The organism is Bacteroides sp. 11BF (genome assembly GCF_019633765.1).
Taxonomy (GTDB): Bacteria; Bacteroidota; Bacteroidia; order Bacteroidales; family Bacteroidaceae; genus Bacteroides; species Bacteroides hominis.
This window is the reverse complement of record NZ_JAFKPJ010000004.1, coordinates 158,906-181,361: the sequence shown is the minus strand read 5'-3', so window position 1 is coordinate 181,361 and position 22,456 is coordinate 158,906. Positions and strand designations below refer to the sequence as shown.

The window sequence follows — 22,456 nt, the reverse complement described above, 5'->3', positions numbered from 1 at the left end:
GGTTTAAAAATTAAGATTCACTCCCATTGAATAAACTGCTACATTAGGATAAAATCCTCTTGCACCAACCGGAGTTTCAGGGTCCCAGGTACGGTATTTGGTAGCCGTGAACAAATTCTCTCCCGAAGCATATACACGCAATTGGTTGAGCCCCTTTATTTTGAAAGAGTAACCGATCTGCAGGTTCTTTAAACGAATATAGGAAGCATCCTGTACCCAGTGAGACATGTAAGCGTAATTATAATCACTGGACAGAATACGTGGGAAATAAGCCCCCGGCTTAGGATCCTGCGGATTGAAAGACTCTTTATAATGTTCTTTGCGCGCTCCATTAATCCCCATTGGCTGAATAGCTTCCATTGTTACATATCCATCGGCTTTACCTACCCCTTGAAAAAAGCAAGAGAAATCGAAGCCTTTGTACTCAAATCCCAAATTCAATCCAAAAGTAAAACGAGGAATAGAATTTCCAATAACAGTTCTATCTTCATCATTAATTACACCTTCTCCCGTCCGGTCCTTAATAATAATATCACCCATCCCCCATTTAGGATTGTATTTCTGCATCATCGGAGCATATTTGTCATATAACTCTTGATTGTCACAAATACCTAAAGTCTCGAAACCAAAGATTGCATTCAACGGTTGCCCTTCTATCTTAGCTATCAATTCGGTAGTTGAAGATTTATATCCTCTCAAATCAATCACTTTATTCTTTACATCAGACAGATTGAATCCTATATTGTATTTAAAATCTTTCCCTATGTTTGAACGCCAACTTACAGTCAAATCCCATCCTTTATTCTCCATTTTACCAGCGTTTTCCATAGCAGGTTTAATTCCCAATGCACCCGGAGCTTCCAAGTTTAACAAAATATCCGAAGTTGTCCGGCAATACCAGTCAAAAGTGGTTTGCAGCCTGTTATCAAACAAAGCAAAATCAATACCGAAATCCAAATTACGAGAAGACTCCCAAGTAATTATTTCATTCCCCATCAAGGCCTCTTTATAACCGATAATAGGGGTACCTCCAAAAAGATAACTTCCACCATTACCGACATTCGAAATAAACTGATAATCATTGATTCGTTGATTACCGAGTTCTCCCCATGACGCTCTTAGTTTTAGATTCTGCACGTGTTTCTTCAAAGGTTCAAAGAAAGCTTCCTCAGATATACGCCAGCCAGCAGATACAGAAGGGAAGAATCCCCAACGATGTCCACGTGCAAACTTGGAAGAGCCATCATAACGAGCAGTAAATTCAAACAGGTAACGATCAGCATATACATAGTTAGCACGTCCGAAAAGCGAAGCCAATGCAGAATAAGTGGAATTACCTTCTGCTGCTGCCGTAGTAGCATCCCCGGCATTGATTTCACCAAAATCATCATTTGGAAAATCCATTCGTGAGGCTTTTGTATAAGCCCACTTAAATGTTTCCAAAGAACCACCTGCCATTACCTTGAAATCATGTTTACCGATTGTTTTCTCATAAGAAGCTGTGACATTAGCAGTCAAGTTGCGGTATTGATCCCAACGGTCAGTTTGTTTATTACGGGAAACTTCTGTAAGTCCACTCTGTCCTGCAGGCTCAAAACTTCCGTAAGTAACTGTTTTATTAAATATTTTTTCTTTATATATATTTGATTCATACCCAAAGGTACCCCTGATATTAAGACCGTCCAAAATATTAATTTCCGGAGCAATCAACAATGTCATACAGTCATTGTTCTTTCTTCTCATCCCATAATCTCCGTTCACCATACGTACAGGATTAGAAGGTGCAGCATCATAAGAATAAGTACCATCCGAGAATTGAACAGGCAAATAAGGCAATGCACGCATCGTTCTACGATAAGCCTCAGCTGCTCCTGCTGCGGACTCTTCTTGAGTACTATTTAAATATGCCATATTCACATCCAACTTCAGCCAAGAAGTAAGTTTGGAGGTGGTATTAACACGAAGATTGTAACGTTCATAATCTGTAGAAGGAATAATACCCTGTTGATCGGAATAACCGGCTGAGATCATATAGGTTATCTTATCACTACCTCCGGATACAGTTAATTGATGATTATGTTGTGGGGCACCCGAACGGAGTAATTCGTCATACCAATCCGTATTACCTTCCAACTTGTCAGGATCACCACCTGCTTTCATCCGGTCTATTCGATCCTGAGGAAACAAAGAGGAACTCTTTCCTTCATTATACTGCATTTGATTATAAAGCTCGGCATACTGCCAAGAAGTTACCGACTCCGGTACCCTTGTCGCAAACTGGAAACCTACATTACCTGAATAGTTAAAAGTAAGTTTCCCTTCTTTACCCTTCTTTGTAGTAATCAAGATAACACCATTAGCAGCCCGTGAACCATAAATAGCAGCTGACGCAGCATCTTTCAATACAGACACTGATTCCACCTCACTCGGAATCACATCATTTAAGCTCATGGATACTCCATCCACCAAAACCAAAGGAGATGCATCCCCCCAAGTACCAATACCACGAACACGTACCGTACCTTGATTAGGTCCGGGTTGACCAGAATTCTGCGTGACAGTAACACCAGCAGCTTCACCTGTCAATGCAGAGGCAATAGAAGTAACCGGTTTATTGGCAAGTCTATCGGACTTTACAGTCTCAACGGCTCCTGTCAGGTTCACTTTCTTTTGTGTTCCATAGCCTACCACCACCACTTCTTCCAATGCCTTTGAATCTTCTACCAATACAATATTTACCGACGATTTATTCCCCACATTAATTACTTGTGTCTTATAGCCAATATAACTCACCTGTAACTTCGCATTATCATCAGGTAATTCCAACGAAAAATGCCCATTCATATCCGTAATAGTACCATTGGAAGCTCCCATTACAAAGACAGAAGCACCAATGACAGCTTCTTCCATATTATCCGTTACTTGTCCGGTCACTTTACGTTTGCCTCCAATGGTGTGCTGCCGGACAGCTTTATATACAGAAATACGCTTGCCGTTTACTTCATATTTGATACCCTTACCATCAAAAAGTATCCCCAAAATTTCGGCAACAGTCTTATTCTTGGCATCAATCGATACTTTCTCATTAGTATTTACATCATTGTTTCGAATCAGAAAAGAACAATCTGTTTTCTCCTCTATTTCTTTAAATACTTTACTTAACGGTACATTTTTTTGCTGGATAGTAATCCTAATCTCTTGTAAGGGTGAAGCAACACCTGAGAGAGGCAAAAGAAAAACAAAAAAGAAAAGCAAAATCTGTGTTCTTACCAACAAAAGATTAGCTCCGGAATGACAAAATAAATATGTCATTCCGCTATAAAAACATTTTTTTTTCATACATTTGTACTGATTTAAAGATTTTCTTAAAAGATAACTTAAATTCGGAATCGGAGGACATACCCCAATATGTATCTCCGATTTTTGTTTTTTTACGTACAGTTTTTCATAATATTCTTTTTGAAGGTTACTACTTGATTGACTTATCGGTAATAGTAATCACATTACCACTCCGACTCCAGCTATATTTATTGTCGACATCCATATAGTCCAGTATTTCTTCAACCGTAAGTTTAGGGCTAATGCTTCCTGAGAAGACCTCTTTATCCAGATATTTACTGTGGATAACAATCCGCACATCATACTTACGCTCGATAGCTTTCATTATTTCAGGTACTGATGCATTGACAAAACTCAAACGGCCGGTAGTCCATTGTGAAGTTTGTAAAGCATCTACATGATGATGGTTCATTTTACCGCTTCTCTTATCATACGTCAACTGTTCATCGGGGGCAAGAATCACATTGTCCCGGGTTTCGGAAGCGGAGAATACATTTACTTTTCCTTTTATCAGACTGACTTCTATTTCAGAATCTTCCGGATAAGAACGCACATTAAAAACCGTACCGAGTACCTTGACATTTATATCATCGGCATGAACAATAAAAGGTTTCTCCGGATTCTTTTGTACTTCAAAATATCCTTCACCTATCAAATAGACTTCCCGGCTCTTTTTACGGAGAAAAGCAGGATCATACTTCAACACGGAACCGGAATTCAGACAAACGACCGAACCATCCGGCAAAATCACTTTGGTCTGCGATCCTAAAGGTACTTCCATTTGACACAAAGCCATTTCCTGATTCGATTCGGCTACATCATTATATATATAATAACCTGCAATAGAAGTAGTAAGAATCAATAAAGCAATAGCAGCCACTTGCGAGAAAGTACGCCACAACGGTATCCTTTTCTTTTCCGATTTCTTCTTTAGTCCTAACTTCACAGACAAAGCCTCATAGTCAGCTTGTTTTTCCTGTTCAAACTTACCGATAAACGATTTAGCCCGTGTCCGTGCCATTTCTTTATATCTCTGCCGATAAGAAATATCCGACTGTAGAAAATGAAGTAGCTTCTGTTCTCCATCCTCCAACAGTTTTCCTGCCAGAAAATCAAGCATCAATTCTTCAAAAGTATCAAGTTCCTTTTCCATCATTTCCATGTTCGTTTATATATAATACACATCTCGATATAGAAACATTTAGTCTTAAAGAAACTTTTTTTAAATAAATTGCAAGAAATTCTATAAACGACCTACTTTAGACTCTCTTATAGCTATCCATTACCCCCCATGGGTGTGTGGGAGATGACATTCCTTAGAGAAAAATGAGCAAAATAATGCGTAAAACAAACAAGGAAATAAAAAAATGGCTCAAAGCCTCCCGTAAAGAAACAAAAGCAGTATGCCTGTAGTAGATCCCAATCGAAGTTTAATATGATCCATCGCATTCTTGATATGAACGCGCACCGTATTTACCGATATGGCCTGTTCATCAGCAATCTCCTGAGGAGACATACCTTCATACAAGTATTTTTCAAAAATAAGGCGACATTTTACAGATAGAGAGTCTATCACCGTGTTAACCTGACTTTTCAGTTCCTCTATCTCCAATAATTGCAACGGGTTATTATCATTTTTGCAGAATTCTTCCTGAAAAGCAATCAGTTCCTCCCGATACTCGTCAAGCACACGTTCTCTCGTATGTAAAGTACGAAGGTAATTCAAACAACGGTTCTGTACACTTCGCAACAGGTAATTATGAATAGGGAAACTTAACTGACCTCTACTGTTCCAGATATTCATAAAAACATCATTAACGATTTCCTTTGCCTCATCCGGATCGAATACGTAAGTAGTAGCATAAGCGCATAAATAACTATAATAGCAATCATATAAAGCAGAAAAGGCATTTTCTTTCCCTTCATTTATATCATCAATTATTTGTTCGCTTATCCTAGTAGTAGTCATATTTAAGGTATTGTGATACTTTAATTAAGAACAAAGTTAATATTTTCATATACCGTCAATTACATTTTATTCTTATTTAACACATTATTGGTATCCTATCAAAAATAAGGCTAAATAAAAAATTAAATAAACTGAGCCCATCTACTCCAAATCATTCTTTGTCCTTTTGAAATTTATTTTTGTCAGAAAGATCTTGAAAATGAATTTTATCAGTCAATAAGATGTATAACATTTGCAGTACTTCGTTTGTATTTCCATCAAGTTGCATATCGTGTTAAATTACTCTCAAAGGGGTACAAATTCCAGATAATCTCAATTCAAAGGTTGATACAAAGAGATGTGACATAATGATTTAATATAGCATTCAAGTATTACCTTTATGAAAAAACAATTTACAGAACGTCATTAAGTCCCCTTTTTATATTTATATTTGCATTGTCGCTGCGATACGAAAAACATGGCAGAACACGCATGACCGAAATGCGGTGAAATTATTGTAAAAGAGAATTATTAAAAAGGAAGCATTTATTATTGCAGAAAATACCGGGTAATGAAGTAAGCTCTCTCAGAGTCACTATTAAACTATAAAACAAAAAGAATAATGAAACAAGAAGTATTATTTATCATTCTCAACGAATATGCCGATTGGGAAAGTGCTTTCGTAGCAGCATCCCTTCATTCCGGTCTGATGCCGGGCAGTGAAATCAAGTACATAGTCAAAACAGTAGCCCCCACTTTAGATGCGGTCTGCTCTTTGGGTGGTTTCCGTACTCTGCCAGACTACAGTTTCGACAACCTTCCTTCCGATTATGCCGCCTTGGTCCTAATTGGTGGTATGCAATGGCAGTCTGCCGAAGCAGAACGTGTATTTCCCATCGTGCAGGATGCTTTCGAAAAAGGGAAAGTGATTGGCGGCATCTGTAACGCTGCTTCATTTTTGTGCGCCCATGGCTTCCTGAACAATGTTAAACATACCGGAAACACCCTTGCCGTGCTCAAACAGTGGGGTGGAAAACAATATACCAACGAAAGCGGCTACATAGAAAAACAGGCCGTCGGCGATAAGAACATAGTTACGGCAAACGGTACCGGTTATCTGGAATTCACCCGTGAGTTGCTATTAGCATTGAAAGCCGATACACCGGAAAAGATCGAGGCATTTTATGATTTCAGTAAAAATGGACTTGTGAGATAGCAACAGGTTTACCAAACACACAAGACAATATGAAAAAAGGATTCATCGTACTTCTATTTTTATTCTTGCTGGCAGAAGTATATGCACAAACGGAATTCACGACTTGTCTGTTTGACTCAAGCCGGAACCGGATAGTGCCGGTAGCTATTTATCAACCGCGAAAAGAAAACCCCAAAACAAGAGTCATTATATTCAACCATGGATATGACGGAAACAAGAACGATAAATCAAACCGGAGTTATTCATATCTGACTCGTTTTTTTTGGGGAAAAAGGATATTATGTGATAAGTATCCAACACGAATTGTCCGATGATCCTCTTCTGGCTATGGAAGGAAATTTTATGGAAACCCGTATGCCTAACTGGAAAAGAGGAGAAGAAAATATTCTCTTTACGATCCGGGAGTTTAAGAAGCTAAAACCGGATCTACAATGGAAGAAACTTTGTGTGATAGGTCATTCAAACGGAGGTGATATAACCATGCTCACCGCAACGGATCATCCGGAACTGATAATGAAAGCTATCTCAATGGACCACCGGAGAATGATAATCCCAAGAACAAAAAAGCCACGGATATACACGTTGAGAGGATGCGATTATGATGCTGATCCGGGTGTACTCCCAACCAGCGAGGAGCAACAGAAATTTCGAATAGAAGTTGTGCGGCTGGATGGAGTTACACACAGTAACATGGGAGAAAACGGATCGGCAGAACAACACGATCTTATTAACCGACACATATATATGTTCTTAAATAACTAATTAATTTTCATGATATTATATAATACACCATGACGTACCATGATACAATAAAACCCATAATCATAAGAAATCAGATCTATGAAGCAACAAGAAACTAATCCAGACAGCCTAATTGAGAACTATCTTCCGGCAGATTATTATGACTCCTTTTCAAAAGAGTTGCATAATAAGAATGCAATCTCCACTGACGAGTTTGCAGATATAGCTTTTAACCAACTACCCTCCTGGATTATCCGGCTTCTAAAAGTAAGAAATAGTATAGTCAAGCCTTTCGGGCTCAATACAAACAGACGAATCACAGATATGGAGTGTGAAAGAAATCAACACGAAATAATCTTTGGCATGTCCGATAAACACTTGACTTTCTACGTATCCCTTTGGTGTAAGGTTTCTGAAGCCAACAGCCAAACTTTACGAATCACCACGATAGTCAAATACCACAACCGTTTGGGAAAACTCTACTTTTTCGTGATTCGTCCTTTCCATAAAGTTATTATTCGATCATTATTGGAGAGAGTAGAAAAAAGGTATAAACTTATATCTCTGGAGAGAGAAGCGTCTTGATATCACGTAATTAAACATACTTTTTTATTGTTCTGAAATCTTTTTTACTACCGGTTTATCCGCTTCCGCCCAGTCCAATGTTGCCATCTCCCCAGGAGAGAGCCACTGTGCAGCAATATGTTCTTTCAATACATATTGCTCCCCGATAGGATGACATAGAAAAGCGTGCATCGTAATTTCGAAATCAGGATAGACGTGATGAACTGTCAAAAGCTTCTCTCCCACTTCAATAGTATAATCCATTTCTTCCATAATTTCTCTTTGAAGTGCTTCCTGCAAAGATTCACCTTTCTCCACTTTCCCACCCGGAAATTCATACCTGAAAGAAGTATATGAAAATTTAGTTCGTCCCCGTTGTACACAAAGATATTTTCCTCCAGATCTGATAACGGCTGCTACGACTTCTATACTTTTCATAATGACTGCGGTATTGGGTTTCGAAGATAATGGATGCAAAAGTAATAAAAGAATGTGGGAAAGGAGGAAATTAAAAGTAATAAAGACTAATCTTAAATATTTTCCCTACCTTTGTTAATCACCGGAATGTAAGTCCCATAACGATAAGACAATTAACAATTAATACATTGAAAAACAATTATCAGCATATAAAATGAACACCACTCCCCAACTCTACCAATCAGGTAACAGTGCACTCATGTCGAAGAAGAAAATTGCTTTCTTATGTTCCCGGCAAGTACCTGAAAATAAAACAGCATCTATTTATCGCTGGGCAAATCAATTATTACCGGAAAGAGATTGCATCCTTTGCGGAAATCATTCAAAAATGGAACAAGAGGTCTTTAATATACTATTGGAGAAGAAAGTACCAGTCATTCTGATACTGGCTGAAAGCATGAAAGAAGAATGGAGTAATCATATTAAGTTGGCACTCAAAGAGAAGAGGCTATTGATAGTAACTGCCTGTAATAGCCAGGTACACAGAATTAATCATCAATCAGCCTATGACCGGAATGAAATAATACTTTCATTTGCGGACCATGTTATAATCGGTTATTGTAAACCAGGAGGAAATATCGACAGACAAATTAGCGGAAAAACAAACATTACATTTTTACACAATTCGAATTACCTGCCGACAGAGCCTACCCTTATGGAGAGAGCGGCAGACAGTGATGTTATAACCTATAGGACATCCACAAAAGGAGGAGAACTCTTTTTAGATATTAAACAGGACTTAAGCGGACAAGAATATCTAAAAATTACCCAAAGTAAACATCAAGGAAATAAGGGTTTCCACAGAGAAACGATTTTCATCAACAAGGATGAAATACTCCAGTTCAAACAAGAATTAGACCGAGCTATTGAATATTGGGGATTGAACCCTATAAAGCAAAAACAGACTCTTAGTTTCAAAAGAGAAGAGTATGGCAACGCCTATTTGCCATGGGAAAAGAGTGCAGATGATTATCTTCTCCGGTTGTATGCGGAAGGCAAAACCATTAACGAACTGACAGAGATATTCGAACGGAATGACGGAGCGATACGTTCCAGATTACAAAAACTGGGAATTAAATTAAGATAATGATATTATCTGGTTTTAAAACGACATCTCTTATTAAATACGGGTAGAGAGAAAAGGGTTTTACAAATGTGACACTGTAAAAAAATGATAGAAAAAGTAGTCAGCAATTCCAAAGGCATAGAAGAGAATAGAGTGGAAAAACACAGTAAAGGACATTGCAAATGTATTTAGAATCACTCTTAAAAGACATTCGTCCCTATATGAATTCTGACAAGAAATAATATACCGCCATCCCCACCTGCAATACCCCAATTACCGGTATACCATATTTAAATTTAAGATGCCGTGTCTTATGCCGAAACGTATACATCCCTGCCCATGCACCTAACGACCCTCCCGCTACGGCTATTCCCAGCAGGTGGACTTCGGGAGTACGCCATCGTTTTCGGGATGCGTTCCGTTTATCGATACCGTACATAACAAAAGAAACGGTATTCACGATTACCAGATATAAGATAAGTAACTTCAACGGTTGGCTCTTTTTTAATTCGCCGGCAAAGATACGCATTTTTAATCAAGCCCGATTTGCCGGTCGAAAGATTCTCTGTATCTTTGCCCGCATGGCAGAGAGAAACGAATTACATAAAAGGAACAAGCATAACGGACAGTACGATTTTTCAAGACTGATGGAAGAGTATCCCCCGTTGAAGAAGTTCGTCGCACCGAACGCATACGGTACGACAAGTATTGATTTCTTTAATCCGCAGGCAGTGAAGGCACTCAACAAAGCCTTGTTGATAAGCTGTTACGGCATACGATACTGGGATATTCCTAAGAATTACCTGTGTCCGCCCATTCCGGGAAGAGCAGACTATATCCATTACATAGCGGATTTGATTCAACCCGAAAACCCGATACAGACAGAAGCAGCTACAAAAGCCACTCACCCATGCAGGTGTCTTGATATCGGTGTAGGTGCCAACTGTATCTACCCCATTATCGGACAAACAGAATATGGATGGACCTTCGTCGGTTCCGATATTGATCCTATCTCCATTGATAATGCACGAAAGATTGTAACTTGCAATCCGACACTGGCCCATAAAATAGAACTCCGGCTGCAACGGGATAGCCGAAAGATATTTGAAGGGATCATTGCTCCGGATGAATACTTCGATGTAACCATCTGTAATCCTCCTTTCCACAGTTCCAGAGAAGAAGCTGAAGACGGGACGCTGCGTAAACTCAGTAGCCTAAAGGGGAGAAGAATAACCAAAGCCCGGCTCAACTTCGGAGGCAATGCCAACGAACTCTGGTGCGAAGGTGGAGAACTTCGCTTTCTGCTGACCATGATCGAAGAGAGCCGGAACTACCGAAAGAATTGCGGATGGTTCACCAGCCTGGTATCGAAAGAAAAGAACCTGGGTAAACTGACCGCCAAACTCAAATCAATCGGTATATCTAAACATAGGATTATCGAGATGCATCAAGGTACTAAAACCAGCCGGATTTTGGCATGGAGATTCTGAGAAAGATATAGTTACTAAATTAGCAAGTATCTACTCAAATCTTTCAAGGAGGCGGCCTTAATAAAAGATCATCCGCAATGCAGAGATATCATTGAGGTTAAACAGTTTATCACTCCAAACAAACAAATTCTGGAAAACGTGTTTTAACACTGTATTAAAACTTGTTTTCTACAAACAAAAGACTTGTCCTTTAACTGTGCAAAAGAAGTTCTTTGTTTGCAAACAATCAGAATCATTCATTCCGAGTTAACACTGTTAATAGGAAAACGATACATTATTATGAACATATTAATCCTTAGCAATGCTGACAGTTGCCGCAGCCGGATCGCACAGGCTCTTCTTTCCTCGTTTGAAAAAGGTATGAAAATATATTCTGCAGGAACAGCACCCGCAGCAGAGGTTCATCCGCTTGTCCTGAAACTAATAAAAGAGACAGGTATCGAACCTGACACACAACCTCCCCATTCCATCTACGAATATACCAACAAAAGCTGGGATACTATCATCGTCCTTTCCGAGACAACCGATGAAATCCGTAACCACTTCTCCAAAGAGGTAAAACACTGGTATTATCTTCCTTTCGATGAACTGTTCCCTACCATATCGGCAGACGGAACGGACCTATGGGAAGGCTTGCTCCGCCTGAAAGAAGAGATCGGCAAGAAAATATACGAACTGTATCGTGACGAACTGAAGGAGCAGTTGCTCCCGCGATGTACTTGCGGAGCCAACGACTTTTGCAGATGTGAGTGAGGGAAATTACTCCCTCACCTCTTGCTTTATCAGCCGTGTCACGCTTGTAATATTTCGCTTGTCTTTATTCAGGATATAAGTATATTTGTAATCGCTTGCCCGGTAAGAAGTAGGCGAACTATTCACCAGGATAATATTCCGGTTATTGGCAAAGTCCAAAATACCTTTAATATTATTGGGATGCAGTTTTCCGATCTCGTCCATCATGCAGTGCAGCTTGAAATCGTTGAACTGGTGCGATGCCTTTTCCTTGAACACATTCAGTAACATGATGTTAATCATGGCCTTCACCAGAATATCCGTTCCATCGGAACCTACATTTGCCAGTTTCTCCACCCATCCGCTGTCATTATCGTTCTCCACAATGCGAAACTGAAGTTCGAAAGTATCAGAAAGCGTCAGTTCCTTTTCCTTGTTCAGTGCCAGTTCTTTCACCAGCGACTGCAATAAACTTACCGCCTGCCGATTCTGTTCCACAAGCTCCTCCTGACCGAACAGGCTAAACATGCCCAGAGCACCCGGTTGATTCCGGTCGCAAAACTCTTTGATAGTAACAAAATGTTGCATGATACGATTGCCACTGGGCACAATCTGTAAGGCAATGCTTTTGATGACCCCGGCGAAATTGCGTTCCACAAAGTCACTGTTGATGTCGTTGATAGTTTTGCGAATCAGCCCTTCTTTTGAAAGCATATCCGCCGTCTCTTTCCCGATCCGGTGAATCAAGTCGGTATATGCTTCATTCGAACGACGTTCAAAGTCAATGATCTTATCATTATCAATGAACTCTTTGAGATCGGCAGCAAAGGTCATAAACTCGTCGCGCTTTGTAAGACGTGTACGGAAGTTGAACGTATTCTGTTCGGAGAAGTTACCCGTAAAGCGGCCGACCGCTTCCCGGAAGTCCTTTTCTTGTTCAATCTGCCGATAATGATTCTGTGTCAGCTCCTCTATCACTTTTTTGCAACGCCTCACACTCTCTGCTTCCACTCCCGTTTGCAGTACAGGCGGACAAATATTGAGTGTTTTGAAGTTCTCAGTCTCCCGGATATCCTCTTCCAAATGCTTCAGGCGGGTATTTGTCTCAGCCAGTTGCTTGTTCAGTCCCGTTACTTTCTGATTCAGTTCTTCTTCCTTCAAGCGGAACTTCTCTTTCTCACCGTCCAGTTCTTTCTCGGCCAACTGCTTTCCATTTCTGAATTCGTCCATACGGTCGAAGAACTCCCGCTTATCCTTTTCGTAATCGTAAACCAGACGGCGGTGCTGCTCGATAAACGCCAACTCCTGTTCCGTGCGGGCCACTTCATTACGCAGGGCAGTGATACGTTCCGTATCCACCCCTTTTCCAGAAAGTTCATGCAACAGGTCCTTATCCATTGTCTCCAGCAGTTCATCGGTTTTCTTCTTTTCAGAAGCAATGGACTGATGGATCTCCTCCTGCTTGTTACGGATCAGAGTGTCTTCTTCCTGCATTCTCTGGTTACGTTCCTTCTCTTTCTGGCGGATTCGGGTTTCAAGTAAGTGATTGAACTGTTCCAGTTCCGCCGCTGACTCCTGCAAACTGTGTGTAGCCTCAGCCAACTGTTTTTCCAACTGTTCCAGCAATATACGTTTCTCCTCGCCTGCCTTCTGCTCCAACATGATTTCATCTGCTTTCAGAACCTGAATACGCTTGTCATTCTGTTCCATACAGTAAGCGGACTGAGCCATCTCTTCCTTATAAGTATTAAGGACAGTCTGGTGTTTCTTCCGGATGACAGCCAGCTCTTTCTCTTTTTCCTCTATCGACTTCTCAAGATTCTGCTGCCATTCATGTATCTCCTTACGGATTGCTTCCTGCTCTACGGCATACTCCTGCACACTCTTCACTTCTTTCCGGATAGCCGAAAGATCGAGTTTGATGCCATAGAAAGAGTCTTGTCCGGTATCCGGAACAGATTGGGGATTGAGTTCCTTACTGAATAAAACAAGTTTTTCGTCTACCACCTTACCAATGGTATTCTCCCATCCCGGACAATTTCGGCTCAACCATTCATAGAGTGATCCCTGACAGTTATCAAGTAACCGGTCTATCTCCGCCACTTTTTCTCTACCAACTGCAATCTGCTGCTCTATTTCCTTCTGACGGACGCCCGACTGTTGCTCACAGGCAGTCTGATCCAGTTCCCATTGCCGACGTACCAGCCCCATTTGTTGTTCTGCCTCTTTCAGCTTCAACCGGCATTCGTGATTCTCCTTTTCCAATGCAACGCGTTCCGTCCGGCAGGCCTGTAACTCTTCTTCATGGAAAGTCCGGTGCAGGCACTTCTCCCGTTCCATCTTCAACTGATAGATGCCCTCTTTTTTCTTTTCTGTCTGCTCTCGCAGGAGGGTCAACTTCCCTACCTCATGCTCACGCACCTCTTTCAATATTTTATCGTACTCCTTTCGCACAGCCTCCTTACGTTCGATAGCACGTAAATGGAGCGTATTCAGCTCAGCATTTTTACCGTTACGGAAACGTTCAAAGGCACTGGAAGCCTGTTCCTTCAGTAGTTTATACTGGCTGTTGATGTCGTCAAAGCGGGCAGTCAACATGGTCAACTGCTCCTCCAACATCTGTTTGTGGAGTATGGCTTCGGGCTCCGCATTCACCCGGTCGCACACATTATAAATATCCTGCGACTCATACCGTTCCTTTCGTTCACGCGCAGTTTTCAAGTTCTCGTTCTGTACCCTGACAAGCCCCAGCAAACGGTCGCGCTCACTCTGGAATTTCCCGGAAAGTTCCTCAAGCTGGTGTTTCTCTTTTGCCAACTCTTTCAACAGTTCCTCTTTCTTCTGTTGCAGTGAAGGGAGCAGTTCCTGTGCCATCCGGAAAGTATAATTCAGTTCCCCGCCCAGCGTACGCGCCTGTTGCTCCAGATAATGCATTTCCCTATAAAGTTCAATTACCCGGTCAGCCTGCCGGCGAACAGTAACCTCGCCGTTCTTGTTCTTCCTGAACCACTTGCTGATATCAGTCACCTCTTCATCGAACCGTCGCAGATGATGGGCATATTGCCCCAGATCGATACGCACATCTTCTTCGTTCAGTGACATGATGATGGTTTGCTTGATGAACTCAGCATCGAGCTTTGAATTCAGGAAAACATTCTGAATGGTACGCGGTATATTCTGGTACTGACGGCTCTCGGTAATGGCAAACTTCCGTAACTCCGGAGGAAGCCCCCGGTTGTTGCCGAAAATGATGTCACGATACTCCTCATACGTCTCTACGCGACGGCTCTTATAGACAAAGCTGCCAAGGGCATCGCGTATCTGATCCCACTCTTCGTAAGCCTTTCCTTCGGGAGAAATAAAATATTCTTTTTTGTAACCCGTTCCCAGAAAACGGAAACAAACTCTCCCCTGGGAGCGAAAAGCCAACACACAATACGATGCATCGTCTATGGTCACTTCATAAATAATATATGAATTGAGGTACGGAAAGTAATATTCGTCAAAGCTCTTTTTCTCTTTTGATATGCCCAACTTCGTCTTGTCGGCATTGTAAAAGAAAAGCAGCGCACGTAACGCCGTACTCTTCCCCACCCCCTGTGTACCGATAAAGTGGACATTGCCGTCTATCTGTATTTCGGCATATTGTATACGGGCACTATTGATGAAAACAATTTTATTCAGGTATCTCATTCTGTATTTCTTCTGATATGTTAATACAAGCGACCAACTCTTCCAGATAGCCGAAAGCCGCTACTACTTTATAGGTGGAAGTGATCTCGTTCTCCAGTTCAATGAAGCCGTCACGTTTCAGGTCATTCACTATTTTATCGATCATCTCTTCGTGCTTCTCCCGTCCGACAAGTTTCTTCAATCCGGCGAGTTTCTCTTTCAGTTCCAGGTCGGTACCTACTTTTACGACCATATCGGCCGGCTGGAAACGGAATCCGGATGAAAAAGCCGCATCGTAGGTTTTAATGAAATCGAGCACATCAATCCAGCGGGCGGCAATCTCTAACTTACGCTCCAGATCGACTTTATTTTCCCGACGGGAGAAATAATAATATTCATTCCCGCTCTCAAGGATAAAGTTGATGGCGGCAAAGAAATCGTACAACTCCGACTGATTATCTTCGATCACCGTATAGAGTTGGCGGATATTGGGATTGGTACTGTCGGAAGAGATGAATCCTCCTTTACTCAGTATTTCAAATATTTCAGCAGTTTGTTTAATCATTACTATAATGGCTTTGAGTTCACCACAGATTGCACAGATTAACACAGATCTTTTAATTTAACTCTCAATAAAATAAATTATTAATCTGTGAGAATCCGTGTAATCTGTGGTGAGTCGTATTCGTTTCTAAACTATTTCGCCTGTCCTTTCCGAATAAATCAGTGCATATTCCACCCCACCCATTCTGCCATAATCACCGGTGATACGGAGTTCTTCGTAAAACTGGGATACAATCTGGCAGTAGAACGTTATCCGCTCATCAAAAGAAACCTCTTGTGCGAAAGGATAGGCAGCCACAAACGAAAACAAATCTTCTTCAGCCTGCATAAACCGCTTCTTCACTTCTTCCAGATTGATATAAGCCTCTTCCGATATATGGGTCTCAAGAGAGTCTTCGGCAATGCTGCCGGCCACATTCCGGGTCAGGATGGCACGCTTGCCGATCATGGTTATCACTTTACGGATGCTCTCCAACACTTCATCATCATTACGAAGATATTCTACGGAGAGACGTAACGGATAAGCCGGTGCAGGTTCGAACCAGACACTGTCTTTCTGCATCAACACCTCGCAGATATTGGTTCGTTCCTCCAGTTCGAACTGATCTTTCAGGTATTTCAGCTGCCGGATCTTAACCCGGATCTTGTTCTGATACTCTATTTTGTTCAGATAGCTGATAATCTGCTTTTGTATCTCGATCAGGTTGTGGAAACATTCATTGAGCTGTATCCGTACGTTTGCCACCACAAGCCCCAGTTCCTCGTCCGGTATCCGCCGGAAGAAGCGGTCTTCTTCATTGGCAAGAAGCTCCTCGCTCACTTTTATCAATGCCTCGATATCCCGCCGTTTCTCGTCCAGGCGAACCAGTTTTTTCTTCTTGATCTGATAGTTCGGCTCATTCTTGAAAGTGCTGTCGATGTTACGCTTCAGGTCGATCACATTGCGCAAGGTGGTCAGGGCGATATTACGTAATATCCGCTTGATGGTACGCAGATAGGTAGTTTTCCGTTTTTCGTGGTTTTCTTGCTGATAATAAGAGATAGTATCTTTGAGATAACTGATATGCTCGTTAACAAACGAAGTGTTGATCTCTTCATTCACTTCGAGTACCTGCTCGAAGAAATGCAGATAAATATCCTCCATCTCAAGAAACGAACCATTCTCACGAAGCACTCCGTGATCGATCAGGCTCTGTATACGTTGTAGTTTATATTCTGTCAGTTCCAGTGCATATTCCCGCCGGAAGGATTGCTGTTTCCGCTTGCTGAACATCTGTTTCAGCAGGAGTTGTTCTCGGCTCATCATCTTCAGCAACTCGTCGATAGAGTGAAATGTAGTCATGTATAACGGCTATAAGCTTTTCAGGATTCCTTATCTTATCAGTTTTTTCTTCATTCCCCGGGCTAACTCTTCCTTGATAAAAGTCATCAATGGCTTACCCACTACAATAAACATGACCGCTACCAGAATCATCAGAATGCCAAGCATTAATCTGGGAGTCAGCCGTTCGCCAAAAATCATCACCCCGAAGAAAAGTGCCGTCACCGGCTCCAATGCTCCCAGAATGGCAGTAGGCGTAGAGCCGATGCTATGAATGGAAACAGCCGTACATACCAATGATATGACGGTAGGCAAGAAAGCCATGGCAAGAATATTGCCCCAGGCAGAAAACGAAGGAACAGCCTGAAGATCCGCGCAGAAATTCAGGCGGACTATATAAATGGAAAGACCGAACAACAGCGCGTAAAAAGTCAGCTTGGCCGTAGACATCAACTTCAGCGTGGAATGGTTGACACCGACTATATAGACAGCATAAGACAGTGAGGAAAGGATAACGAGCAACATGCCGACCAGACTCAGCGTTTCGCCTCCCTCCCCTTTGTAAAGCAGTCCGATGCCGGAAAGGGCGAGCAGAATGCAAAAGACGGTCAGCAACGACACTTTCTCGTGGAAAAACAGGAACATGATAAGCGCCACCATCACCGGATAGACAAATAAGATGGTGGAAGCAATGCCTGCATCCATGTGCTTATAGCTCAGAAACAACAGCAGTGAAGAGGCAGAAAAAAGCAGTCCGCCTGCAACCAGAGGCAATATCTCGTTCCTTTTCAGAGCAAACGACTGTCCCTGCACTTTCATCAGAATCCCCAAAATAAGTACGGCAAACCCGTAACGATAGAACAATACAGAGTCCACCGACATCCCTTCTTTATAGAGCGGCAGTGTAAACAACGGATTCATGCCGTAAGTAGCAGCAGCCACAGCTCCGCAAACAAATCCTTTAGCCTTACTATTAATATTCATTATTATATTCAATTTTCGGGGTGCAAAGATACAGTTTTTTGGAGATGTTGGTTACTTTTGCGTCAATTCTAACAGAGATTAAAATTGAGCAAAAACCGTATTGATCAGGAAAAGAGAGTGGTAGAGCTGATGATCCGTCTTTACTGCCGTAAAAAAGAAAAGAATGTCACGCTTTGCCCCCAATGCGAAGAGTTGCTTCGCTATGCGCATGCCCGGCTGGACCGCTGCCCTTTTGGGGAGAAAAAGAAAGCATGCAAGCAATGCAGCGTACACTGCTACAAACCTGCCATGCGGGAACGGATGAAACAAGTAATGCGTTTCTCCGGTCCCCGAATGCTGATTTATGCACCTTGGGAAGCAATCAGGCATCTGTTTGGATAAGCAGGCACAGAGAAGAATATTATTATTATAATTGCATTATTACTTTATAATAATTATCTTTGCTTATTAAAGTAACGAACCATGACTATCATCAGAAACCCCTTTATAACCAGTGGATATGTATCTTCCGATTATTTCTGCGACCGGGAGAAAGAGAGCGAAACCCTGATCCGGGAAGTAAGCAACGGAAACAATCTCGCCCTGATCTCTACCCGGAGAATGGGGAAAACCGGATTGATTCAGCATTGCTTCCGCGAAAGGAAAATCCGGAAGGACTACTATACCTTTTTTATAGATATATATGCCACCAAATCACTTCGTGACTTTGTATTCGCACTGAGCAAAGAGATTCTGGAAGAATTAAAACCTTCCGGCAAGAAAGCTTTGCAACTCTTCTGGAAAAGCGTCAAATCATTGCATACAAGCGTATCTTTCGACATCAACGGCACTCCTTCACTGAGTCTGGGACTGGGAGACATACAAGCTCCGGCAACAACGCTGGACGAAATTTTCCATTACCTGAACCATGCCGACAAGCCCTGCCTGGTAGCCATCGACGAGTTTCAGCAGATAGCCGGATATGCGGAGGATAATGTAGAAGCAACCTTGCGCACCTATGTCCAGCATTGCAGCAATGCCCATTTTATCTTTGCCGGAAGCCAGCGCCACATCATGGGAAATATGTTCCTCACCCCTTCGCGCCCATTCTATCAGAGTGTTTCCATGATGCATCTTGAAAGTATTCCTTTGGCAAAATACACTGCTTTCGCGCAACTGCACTTCGCCCAAGCAGGAAAAAGCATCACCGATGAAACGGTTGAAACCATCTACCGACGATTTGACGGCATCACCTGGTACATGCAGAAAGTGCTCCACACACTTTACGACATGACTCCCGCACAGGGAACCTGTGAAGTGAAGATGGTGGAGGAGGCCATCCGCCAAATCATCGACTCGTTCAAATTCACCTATTCTGAAATACTGTTCCGCATACCGGAAAAACAGAAAGAGTTACTAATCGCCATCACAAAAGAGGGAAAAGCGAAGGCTATTACTTCGGCAGCTTTTATCAAGAAGTACAAGCTATCCTCTTCCAGCTCCGTACAATCGGCTCTGAAAGGTCTGCTCGAAAAAGATTTCATCACTCAGGAGTTGGGAATATACCAGATATACGATCAATTTTTAGGTATCTGGCTAAAAGAGAACTATTAAGCCCCTTAAAATCCAAACACTCCAAGAAAGAATTTCCAATAGATTTCTTTCAAAAAGACAGTAAAACCCCTTATCTGCCGACAGCCTCCATTTACAAAAAGAGACAAATAGAGAGATGGAGCGACAGATAATGAAAAAACATGCAAGGACAAGTCTTTATTCTCTCATAAAAATGCAATAAAAAGCAGATATATGCAGTCCCCCACTCTATCAGAGCCTTTGTTGACAGCAAAGAAAGGGTGCGTTGGTCCTAAACGGACGGTGCATTGGCTTCAAAGAGACGGTGCGTTCCTCTACGAGCAACGCCGCACGAGTAAAAAAGAAGAGTAAGATGGGCTGTTTACAAACTATCAGAGCCACCGTGCCGCACGAATCAAATCTACTAAAAGAAAGTAATCACACACAAAAAAGATCATTTACTAAGATCATAAAAACATATACCACACAATTTTCCAACAATATCCCAAATTCTCCATCATATTGCTTTACCTTAATCCTCCTACAAGCGTTTTTTCAGCCACCACATCCTCCGGCATGAAACCAAGGCTGCCTGAGAGTGATAGAATATACAAAATAACATTTTATCGCCGCTACAATTTCCCCTCCTTTATTCTGCCAACCTTATAAAAACAGCATTTTAAAACGGAAGGTCGCATTTTAGAAAGATTTAATTATCTTTGTTGCTGTAAACCCAGTTATATTTTCACCTTTTCGTAAGGAAATGATATACACAGCATCCTCCGCCGCCGACCAAACCGCCTGCTGGATTACAGGCATTGTTATCGCTGCCCTGATCTTTCTTTTTGTGAAGTTCGCGGCAAAAGGCAGCAAACCATTGGAGAAGATAATGCTGGCATCGGGCTGCGTAATCGTACTGCTGACTACACTCATCGTCAAGGTGCCGGCACCCGACAGCTTCAACCCGGAAACCGGATTTTCGGAGAAAGAAAGAAGAAAAGACAGGCGGATACTCATACGAATATTCTCGGCCATCGGGCTGACAGCCCTGTGGTTCATACCGATACGGAACACTGAATGGTTCGAAGCCCTGATTGAAAAACATATCTGGGTGACTCCCGCAATGCTGGCAGTGTTCCTACTCGCAGGATGGATCCTTACCGGACAACTGACCCGATGGTACACAAAAGAGCGCCGGACGGATAAACACACCGGACGGAAAAAACGTTCTTCTCAAAGAAACAGAACACCATAAAAGTAAATTCAAATATGAAACGAGCCGTTATCATAGGAGCTACTTCAGGCATTGGACGTGAAGTAGCCAAACAACTTCTCCTACAGGGCTGGCACCTCGGTATTGCAGGGCGCCGGCTTCCGTCACTCGAAGCTTTGCAGAGCAGCGCACCGGACCGCGTAGAAGTCGCCGCACTGGACGTCACCCAACCGGATGCAGCCCCCAAATTGAGTAACCTGATCAGGCGAGTCGGAGGTATGGATCTGTTTCTGCTGAGCTCCGGCATCGGTTATCAGAACATAGGGCTGAATCCGGACATCGAACTGGAAACCACCCGTACCAATGTGGAAGGGTTCACCCGTATGGTGGACACTGCTTTCAATTACTTCCGTGAGCACGGCGGCGGACAACTGGCTGTGATCAGTTCCGTTGCGGGAACAAAGGGATTGGGAGTGGCACCTGCCTACTCTGCCACAAAGCGTTTTCAGAACACCTATATCGACGCACTGGAACAGTTGGCATGCATGCAAAAACTGAACATCTGTTTTACGGACATCCGCCCGGGCTTTGTGTCTACCGACCTGCTGAACGACGGAAAACGTTATCCGCTATTGATGCAACCGGAAAAGGTAGCCCGGCAGATTGTACGGGCATTGCACCACCGGAAACGAGTGGCAGTGATCGACTGGCGCTATGCTGTCATTGTCTTTTTCTGGCGGATGATTCCGCGCTGGATATGGAAACGGCTGCCGATACGGACAGGAAAGACTATGTGACAAGAATATATATCCCTATTGAATAATTCATTAAAAACAAAGAAAGAATGGAACAGAAATTTTGCCAGAGCTGCGGTATGCCGCTTAGCCCGGAAGTATTGGGAACAGAAAAAGATGGTAGCAAGAACGAAGAATACTGCACCTATTGTTATGCCGACGGACATTTCACCGTGGATTGCACGATGGACGAAATGATCAACCATTGCGCACAGTTCGTTGACGAATTTAACAAGGATTCGGAAGTGAAAATGACGAAGGAAGAGGCCATTGCGAACATGAAGCAATTCTTCCCGATGCTGAAGAGATGGAAACAGTGAAACATAACTCAAACAGACATCTGTGACGCATAGACAAAGGAGAGTGTGTCGAAACTCACCACAGAGGGCACAGAGTAACACAGAGTGAATTTTAAGTCATCGATGATTAACATTCTAATCTGTGACAATCTGTGTAATCCTCTGGTGAAAAAGCTTTTGACACATCTCCTACTGTATCGGAAGAGGTACCGTTTATTCCACCGGATGCCGCTTCAGCCAGGCTACGGCATACGAACATGTCGCTTTCGGTTTCAGACCTTGTCCGGCAGCATATTTATAGGTTGCTTCTACCAGAGCTGCCGCAATCCCCTTTCCTTCCAGAGGAGGAGGAACGATGGTATGCATAATGTCCAGCGTTCCATCTTCCACTTCATACTCCACAAAAGCAGTCATTCCATTCTTTTCCAGTTCAAAACGATTCCGCTCCGGGCGGTGAGTTACTTCATATTCTTCCATTTTCCAAT

The 22,456-nt window shown here is 42.4% G+C and carries 20 protein-coding genes and 1 pseudogene; 11 read left to right on the top strand and 10 right to left on the bottom strand.

Features of this window, described 5'->3' with window-relative positions:
* Window positions 1-3: 3 nt before the first annotated feature.
* From JZY04_RS05650 to JZY04_RS05640, 3 genes are all read right to left on the bottom strand, one after another.
* Complete coding sequence (locus JZY04_RS05650) at window positions 4-3,339, bottom strand: TonB-dependent receptor (RefSeq protein WP_181996271.1); 3,336 nt, start codon at window positions 3,337-3,339, stop codon at window positions 4-6.
* A 130-nt stretch (window positions 3,340-3,469) separates the two neighbouring features.
* Window positions 3,470-4,495 carry a FecR family protein gene (locus JZY04_RS05645; RefSeq protein ID WP_181996273.1) on the bottom strand — a complete coding sequence of 342 codons (1,026 nt, stop codon included), beginning with the start codon at window positions 4,493-4,495 and terminating at the stop codon, window positions 3,470-3,472.
* Window positions 4,496-4,711: 216 nt separating this feature from the next.
* Window positions 4,712-5,308, bottom strand: coding sequence for an RNA polymerase sigma-70 factor (locus JZY04_RS05640; RefSeq protein ID WP_122141764.1), 597 nt, complete (start codon window positions 5,306-5,308; stop codon window positions 4,712-4,714).
* Window positions 5,309-5,909: 601 nt separating this feature from the next.
* Here JZY04_RS05640 and JZY04_RS05635 point away from each other — a divergent pair.
* The 3 genes and pseudogenes from JZY04_RS05635 to JZY04_RS05625 all read left to right on the top strand — a co-directional run bounded on the left by JZY04_RS05635 (window position 5,910) and on the right by JZY04_RS05625 (window position 7,829).
* On the top strand, window positions 5,910-6,503 hold the full coding sequence (locus JZY04_RS05635) for a type 1 glutamine amidotransferase family protein (protein ID WP_122141765.1): 594 nt from the start codon (window positions 5,910-5,912) through the stop codon (window positions 6,501-6,503).
* Between the two features lie 29 nt (window positions 6,504-6,532).
* Window positions 6,533-7,265: pseudogene (locus JZY04_RS05630) on the top strand (alpha/beta hydrolase).
* 78 nt (window positions 7,266-7,343) lie between these two features.
* Window positions 7,344-7,829: a DUF2867 domain-containing protein gene (locus JZY04_RS05625; RefSeq protein WP_005820907.1), complete on the top strand. Its 486-nt coding sequence runs from the start codon at window positions 7,344-7,346 to the stop codon at window positions 7,827-7,829.
* A gap of 24 nt (window positions 7,830-7,853) precedes the next feature.
* On the opposite strand, the gene JZY04_RS05620 is transcribed toward JZY04_RS05625, so the two are convergent.
* On the bottom strand, window positions 7,854-8,246 hold the full coding sequence (locus tag JZY04_RS05620; protein ID WP_122141766.1) for a (deoxy)nucleoside triphosphate pyrophosphohydrolase: 393 nt from the start codon (window positions 8,244-8,246) through the stop codon (window positions 7,854-7,856).
* Between the two features lie 238 nt (window positions 8,247-8,484).
* Here JZY04_RS05620 and JZY04_RS05615 point away from each other — a divergent pair, with 238 nt between their 5' ends.
* On the top strand, window positions 8,485-9,372 hold the full coding sequence (locus JZY04_RS05615; RefSeq protein WP_250704705.1) for a DUF3276 family protein: 888 nt from the start codon (window positions 8,485-8,487) through the stop codon (window positions 9,370-9,372).
* A 196-nt stretch (window positions 9,373-9,568) separates the two neighbouring features.
* Here the strand turns inward: JZY04_RS05615 and JZY04_RS05610 are convergent, their stop codons facing one another.
* Window positions 9,569-9,841: a DUF1294 domain-containing protein gene (locus JZY04_RS05610; RefSeq protein ID WP_032535829.1), complete on the bottom strand. Its 273-nt coding sequence runs from the start codon at window positions 9,839-9,841 to the stop codon at window positions 9,569-9,571.
* A gap of 91 nt (window positions 9,842-9,932) precedes the next feature.
* Between JZY04_RS05610 and rlmF the strand changes: the two genes are divergently transcribed.
* Complete coding sequence (gene rlmF / locus JZY04_RS05605; RefSeq protein ID WP_122141767.1) at window positions 9,933-10,841, top strand: 23S rRNA (adenine(1618)-N(6))-methyltransferase RlmF; 909 nt, start codon at window positions 9,933-9,935, stop codon at window positions 10,839-10,841.
* Window positions 10,842-11,120: 279 nt separating this feature from the next.
* Window positions 11,121-11,594, top strand: coding sequence for a hypothetical protein (locus JZY04_RS05600; protein WP_122141768.1), 474 nt, complete (start codon window positions 11,121-11,123; stop codon window positions 11,592-11,594).
* 6 nt (window positions 11,595-11,600) lie between these two features.
* Here the strand turns inward: JZY04_RS05600 and JZY04_RS05595 are convergent, their stop codons facing one another.
* From JZY04_RS05595 to JZY04_RS05580, 4 genes are all read right to left on the bottom strand, one after another.
* Window positions 11,601-15,266 carry an ATP-binding protein gene (locus JZY04_RS05595; protein ID WP_122141769.1) on the bottom strand — a complete coding sequence of 1,222 codons (3,666 nt, stop codon included), beginning with the start codon at window positions 15,264-15,266 and terminating at the stop codon, window positions 11,601-11,603.
* Window positions 15,250-15,810, bottom strand: coding sequence for a hypothetical protein (locus tag JZY04_RS05590; RefSeq protein WP_032530369.1), 561 nt, complete (start codon window positions 15,808-15,810; stop codon window positions 15,250-15,252). Before JZY04_RS05590 ends, JZY04_RS05595 begins: the two co-directional genes overlap by 17 nt.
* A 126-nt stretch (window positions 15,811-15,936) precedes the next feature.
* Window positions 15,937-17,151 (bottom strand): hypothetical protein, encoded by a 1,215-nt coding sequence (locus JZY04_RS05585; RefSeq protein ID WP_005780125.1) that lies wholly within the window; start codon window positions 17,149-17,151, stop codon window positions 15,937-15,939.
* A gap of 30 nt (window positions 17,152-17,181) precedes the next feature.
* Entirely contained in the window at window positions 17,182-18,114 is a 933-nt protein-coding gene (locus JZY04_RS05580) for a DMT family transporter (RefSeq protein ID WP_122141770.1), read from the bottom strand.
* A gap of 84 nt (window positions 18,115-18,198) precedes the next feature.
* Between JZY04_RS05580 and JZY04_RS05575 the strand changes: the two genes are divergently transcribed.
* From JZY04_RS05575 to JZY04_RS05555, 5 genes are all read left to right on the top strand, one after another.
* Window positions 18,199-18,495: a nitrous oxide-stimulated promoter family protein gene (locus JZY04_RS05575; protein ID WP_005780129.1), complete on the top strand. Its 297-nt coding sequence runs from the start codon at window positions 18,199-18,201 to the stop codon at window positions 18,493-18,495.
* 81 nt (window positions 18,496-18,576) lie between these two features.
* On the top strand, window positions 18,577-19,707 hold the full coding sequence (locus JZY04_RS05570; RefSeq protein ID WP_005820915.1) for an ATP-binding protein: 1,131 nt from the start codon (window positions 18,577-18,579) through the stop codon (window positions 19,705-19,707).
* Window positions 19,708-20,428: 721 nt separating this feature from the next.
* Window positions 20,429-20,920, top strand: coding sequence for an accessory gene regulator B family protein (locus tag JZY04_RS05565; RefSeq protein ID WP_122141771.1), 492 nt, complete (start codon window positions 20,429-20,431; stop codon window positions 20,918-20,920).
* A 14-nt stretch (window positions 20,921-20,934) separates the two neighbouring features.
* Window positions 20,935-21,675 (top strand): SDR family oxidoreductase, encoded by a 741-nt coding sequence (locus JZY04_RS05560; RefSeq protein ID WP_005820920.1) that lies wholly within the window; start codon window positions 20,935-20,937, stop codon window positions 21,673-21,675.
* Between the two features lie 47 nt (window positions 21,676-21,722).
* Window positions 21,723-21,992 (top strand): zinc ribbon domain-containing protein, encoded by a 270-nt coding sequence (locus JZY04_RS05555; RefSeq protein ID WP_005807327.1) that lies wholly within the window; start codon window positions 21,723-21,725, stop codon window positions 21,990-21,992.
* A gap of 192 nt (window positions 21,993-22,184) precedes the next feature.
* On the opposite strand, the gene JZY04_RS05550 is transcribed toward JZY04_RS05555, so the two are convergent.
* On the bottom strand, window positions 22,185-22,448 hold the full coding sequence (locus JZY04_RS05550) for a GNAT family N-acetyltransferase (protein WP_005780139.1): 264 nt from the start codon (window positions 22,446-22,448) through the stop codon (window positions 22,185-22,187).
* Window positions 22,449-22,456 lie beyond the last annotated feature (8 nt).

Bases quoted from the DNA above. Each gene is read 5' to 3' on its own strand.
- JZY04_RS05650 (WP_181996271.1), bottom strand. From the start codon at position 3,339: ATGAAAAAAAAATGTTTTTATAGCGGAATGACATATTTATTTTGTCAT.
- JZY04_RS05645 (WP_181996273.1), bottom strand. From the start codon at position 4,495: ATGATGGAAAAGGAACTTGATACTTTTGAAGAATTGATGCTTGATTTT.
- JZY04_RS05640 (WP_122141764.1), bottom strand. From the start codon at position 5,308: ATGACTACTACTAGGATAAGCGAACAAATAATTGATGATATAAATGAA.
- JZY04_RS05635 (WP_122141765.1), top strand. From the start codon at position 5,910: ATGAAACAAGAAGTATTATTTATCATTCTCAACGAATATGCCGATTGG.
- JZY04_RS05625 (WP_005820907.1), top strand. From the start codon at position 7,344: ATGAAGCAACAAGAAACTAATCCAGACAGCCTAATTGAGAACTATCTT.
- JZY04_RS05620 (WP_122141766.1), bottom strand. From the start codon at position 8,246: ATGAAAAGTATAGAAGTCGTAGCAGCCGTTATCAGATCTGGAGGAAAA.
- JZY04_RS05615 (WP_250704705.1), top strand. From the start codon at position 8,485: ATGTCGAAGAAGAAAATTGCTTTCTTATGTTCCCGGCAAGTACCTGAA.
- rlmF (WP_122141767.1), top strand. From the start codon at position 9,933: ATGGCAGAGAGAAACGAATTACATAAAAGGAACAAGCATAACGGACAG.
- JZY04_RS05600 (WP_122141768.1), top strand. From the start codon at position 11,121: ATGAACATATTAATCCTTAGCAATGCTGACAGTTGCCGCAGCCGGATC.
- JZY04_RS05595 (WP_122141769.1), bottom strand. From the start codon at position 15,266: ATGAGATACCTGAATAAAATTGTTTTCATCAATAGTGCCCGTATACAA.
- JZY04_RS05590 (WP_032530369.1), bottom strand. From the start codon at position 15,810: ATGATTAAACAAACTGCTGAAATATTTGAAATACTGAGTAAAGGAGGA.
- JZY04_RS05585 (WP_005780125.1), bottom strand. From the start codon at position 17,151: ATGACTACATTTCACTCTATCGACGAGTTGCTGAAGATGATGAGCCGA.
- JZY04_RS05580 (WP_122141770.1), bottom strand. From the start codon at position 18,114: ATGAATATTAATAGTAAGGCTAAAGGATTTGTTTGCGGAGCTGTGGCT.
- JZY04_RS05570 (WP_005820915.1), top strand. From the start codon at position 18,577: ATGACTATCATCAGAAACCCCTTTATAACCAGTGGATATGTATCTTCC.
- JZY04_RS05565 (WP_122141771.1), top strand. From the start codon at position 20,429: ATGATATACACAGCATCCTCCGCCGCCGACCAAACCGCCTGCTGGATT.
- JZY04_RS05560 (WP_005820920.1), top strand. From the start codon at position 20,935: ATGAAACGAGCCGTTATCATAGGAGCTACTTCAGGCATTGGACGTGAA.
- JZY04_RS05555 (WP_005807327.1), top strand. From the start codon at position 21,723: ATGGAACAGAAATTTTGCCAGAGCTGCGGTATGCCGCTTAGCCCGGAA.
- JZY04_RS05550 (WP_005780139.1), bottom strand. From the start codon at position 22,448: ATGGAAGAATATGAAGTAACTCACCGCCCGGAGCGGAATCGTTTTGAA.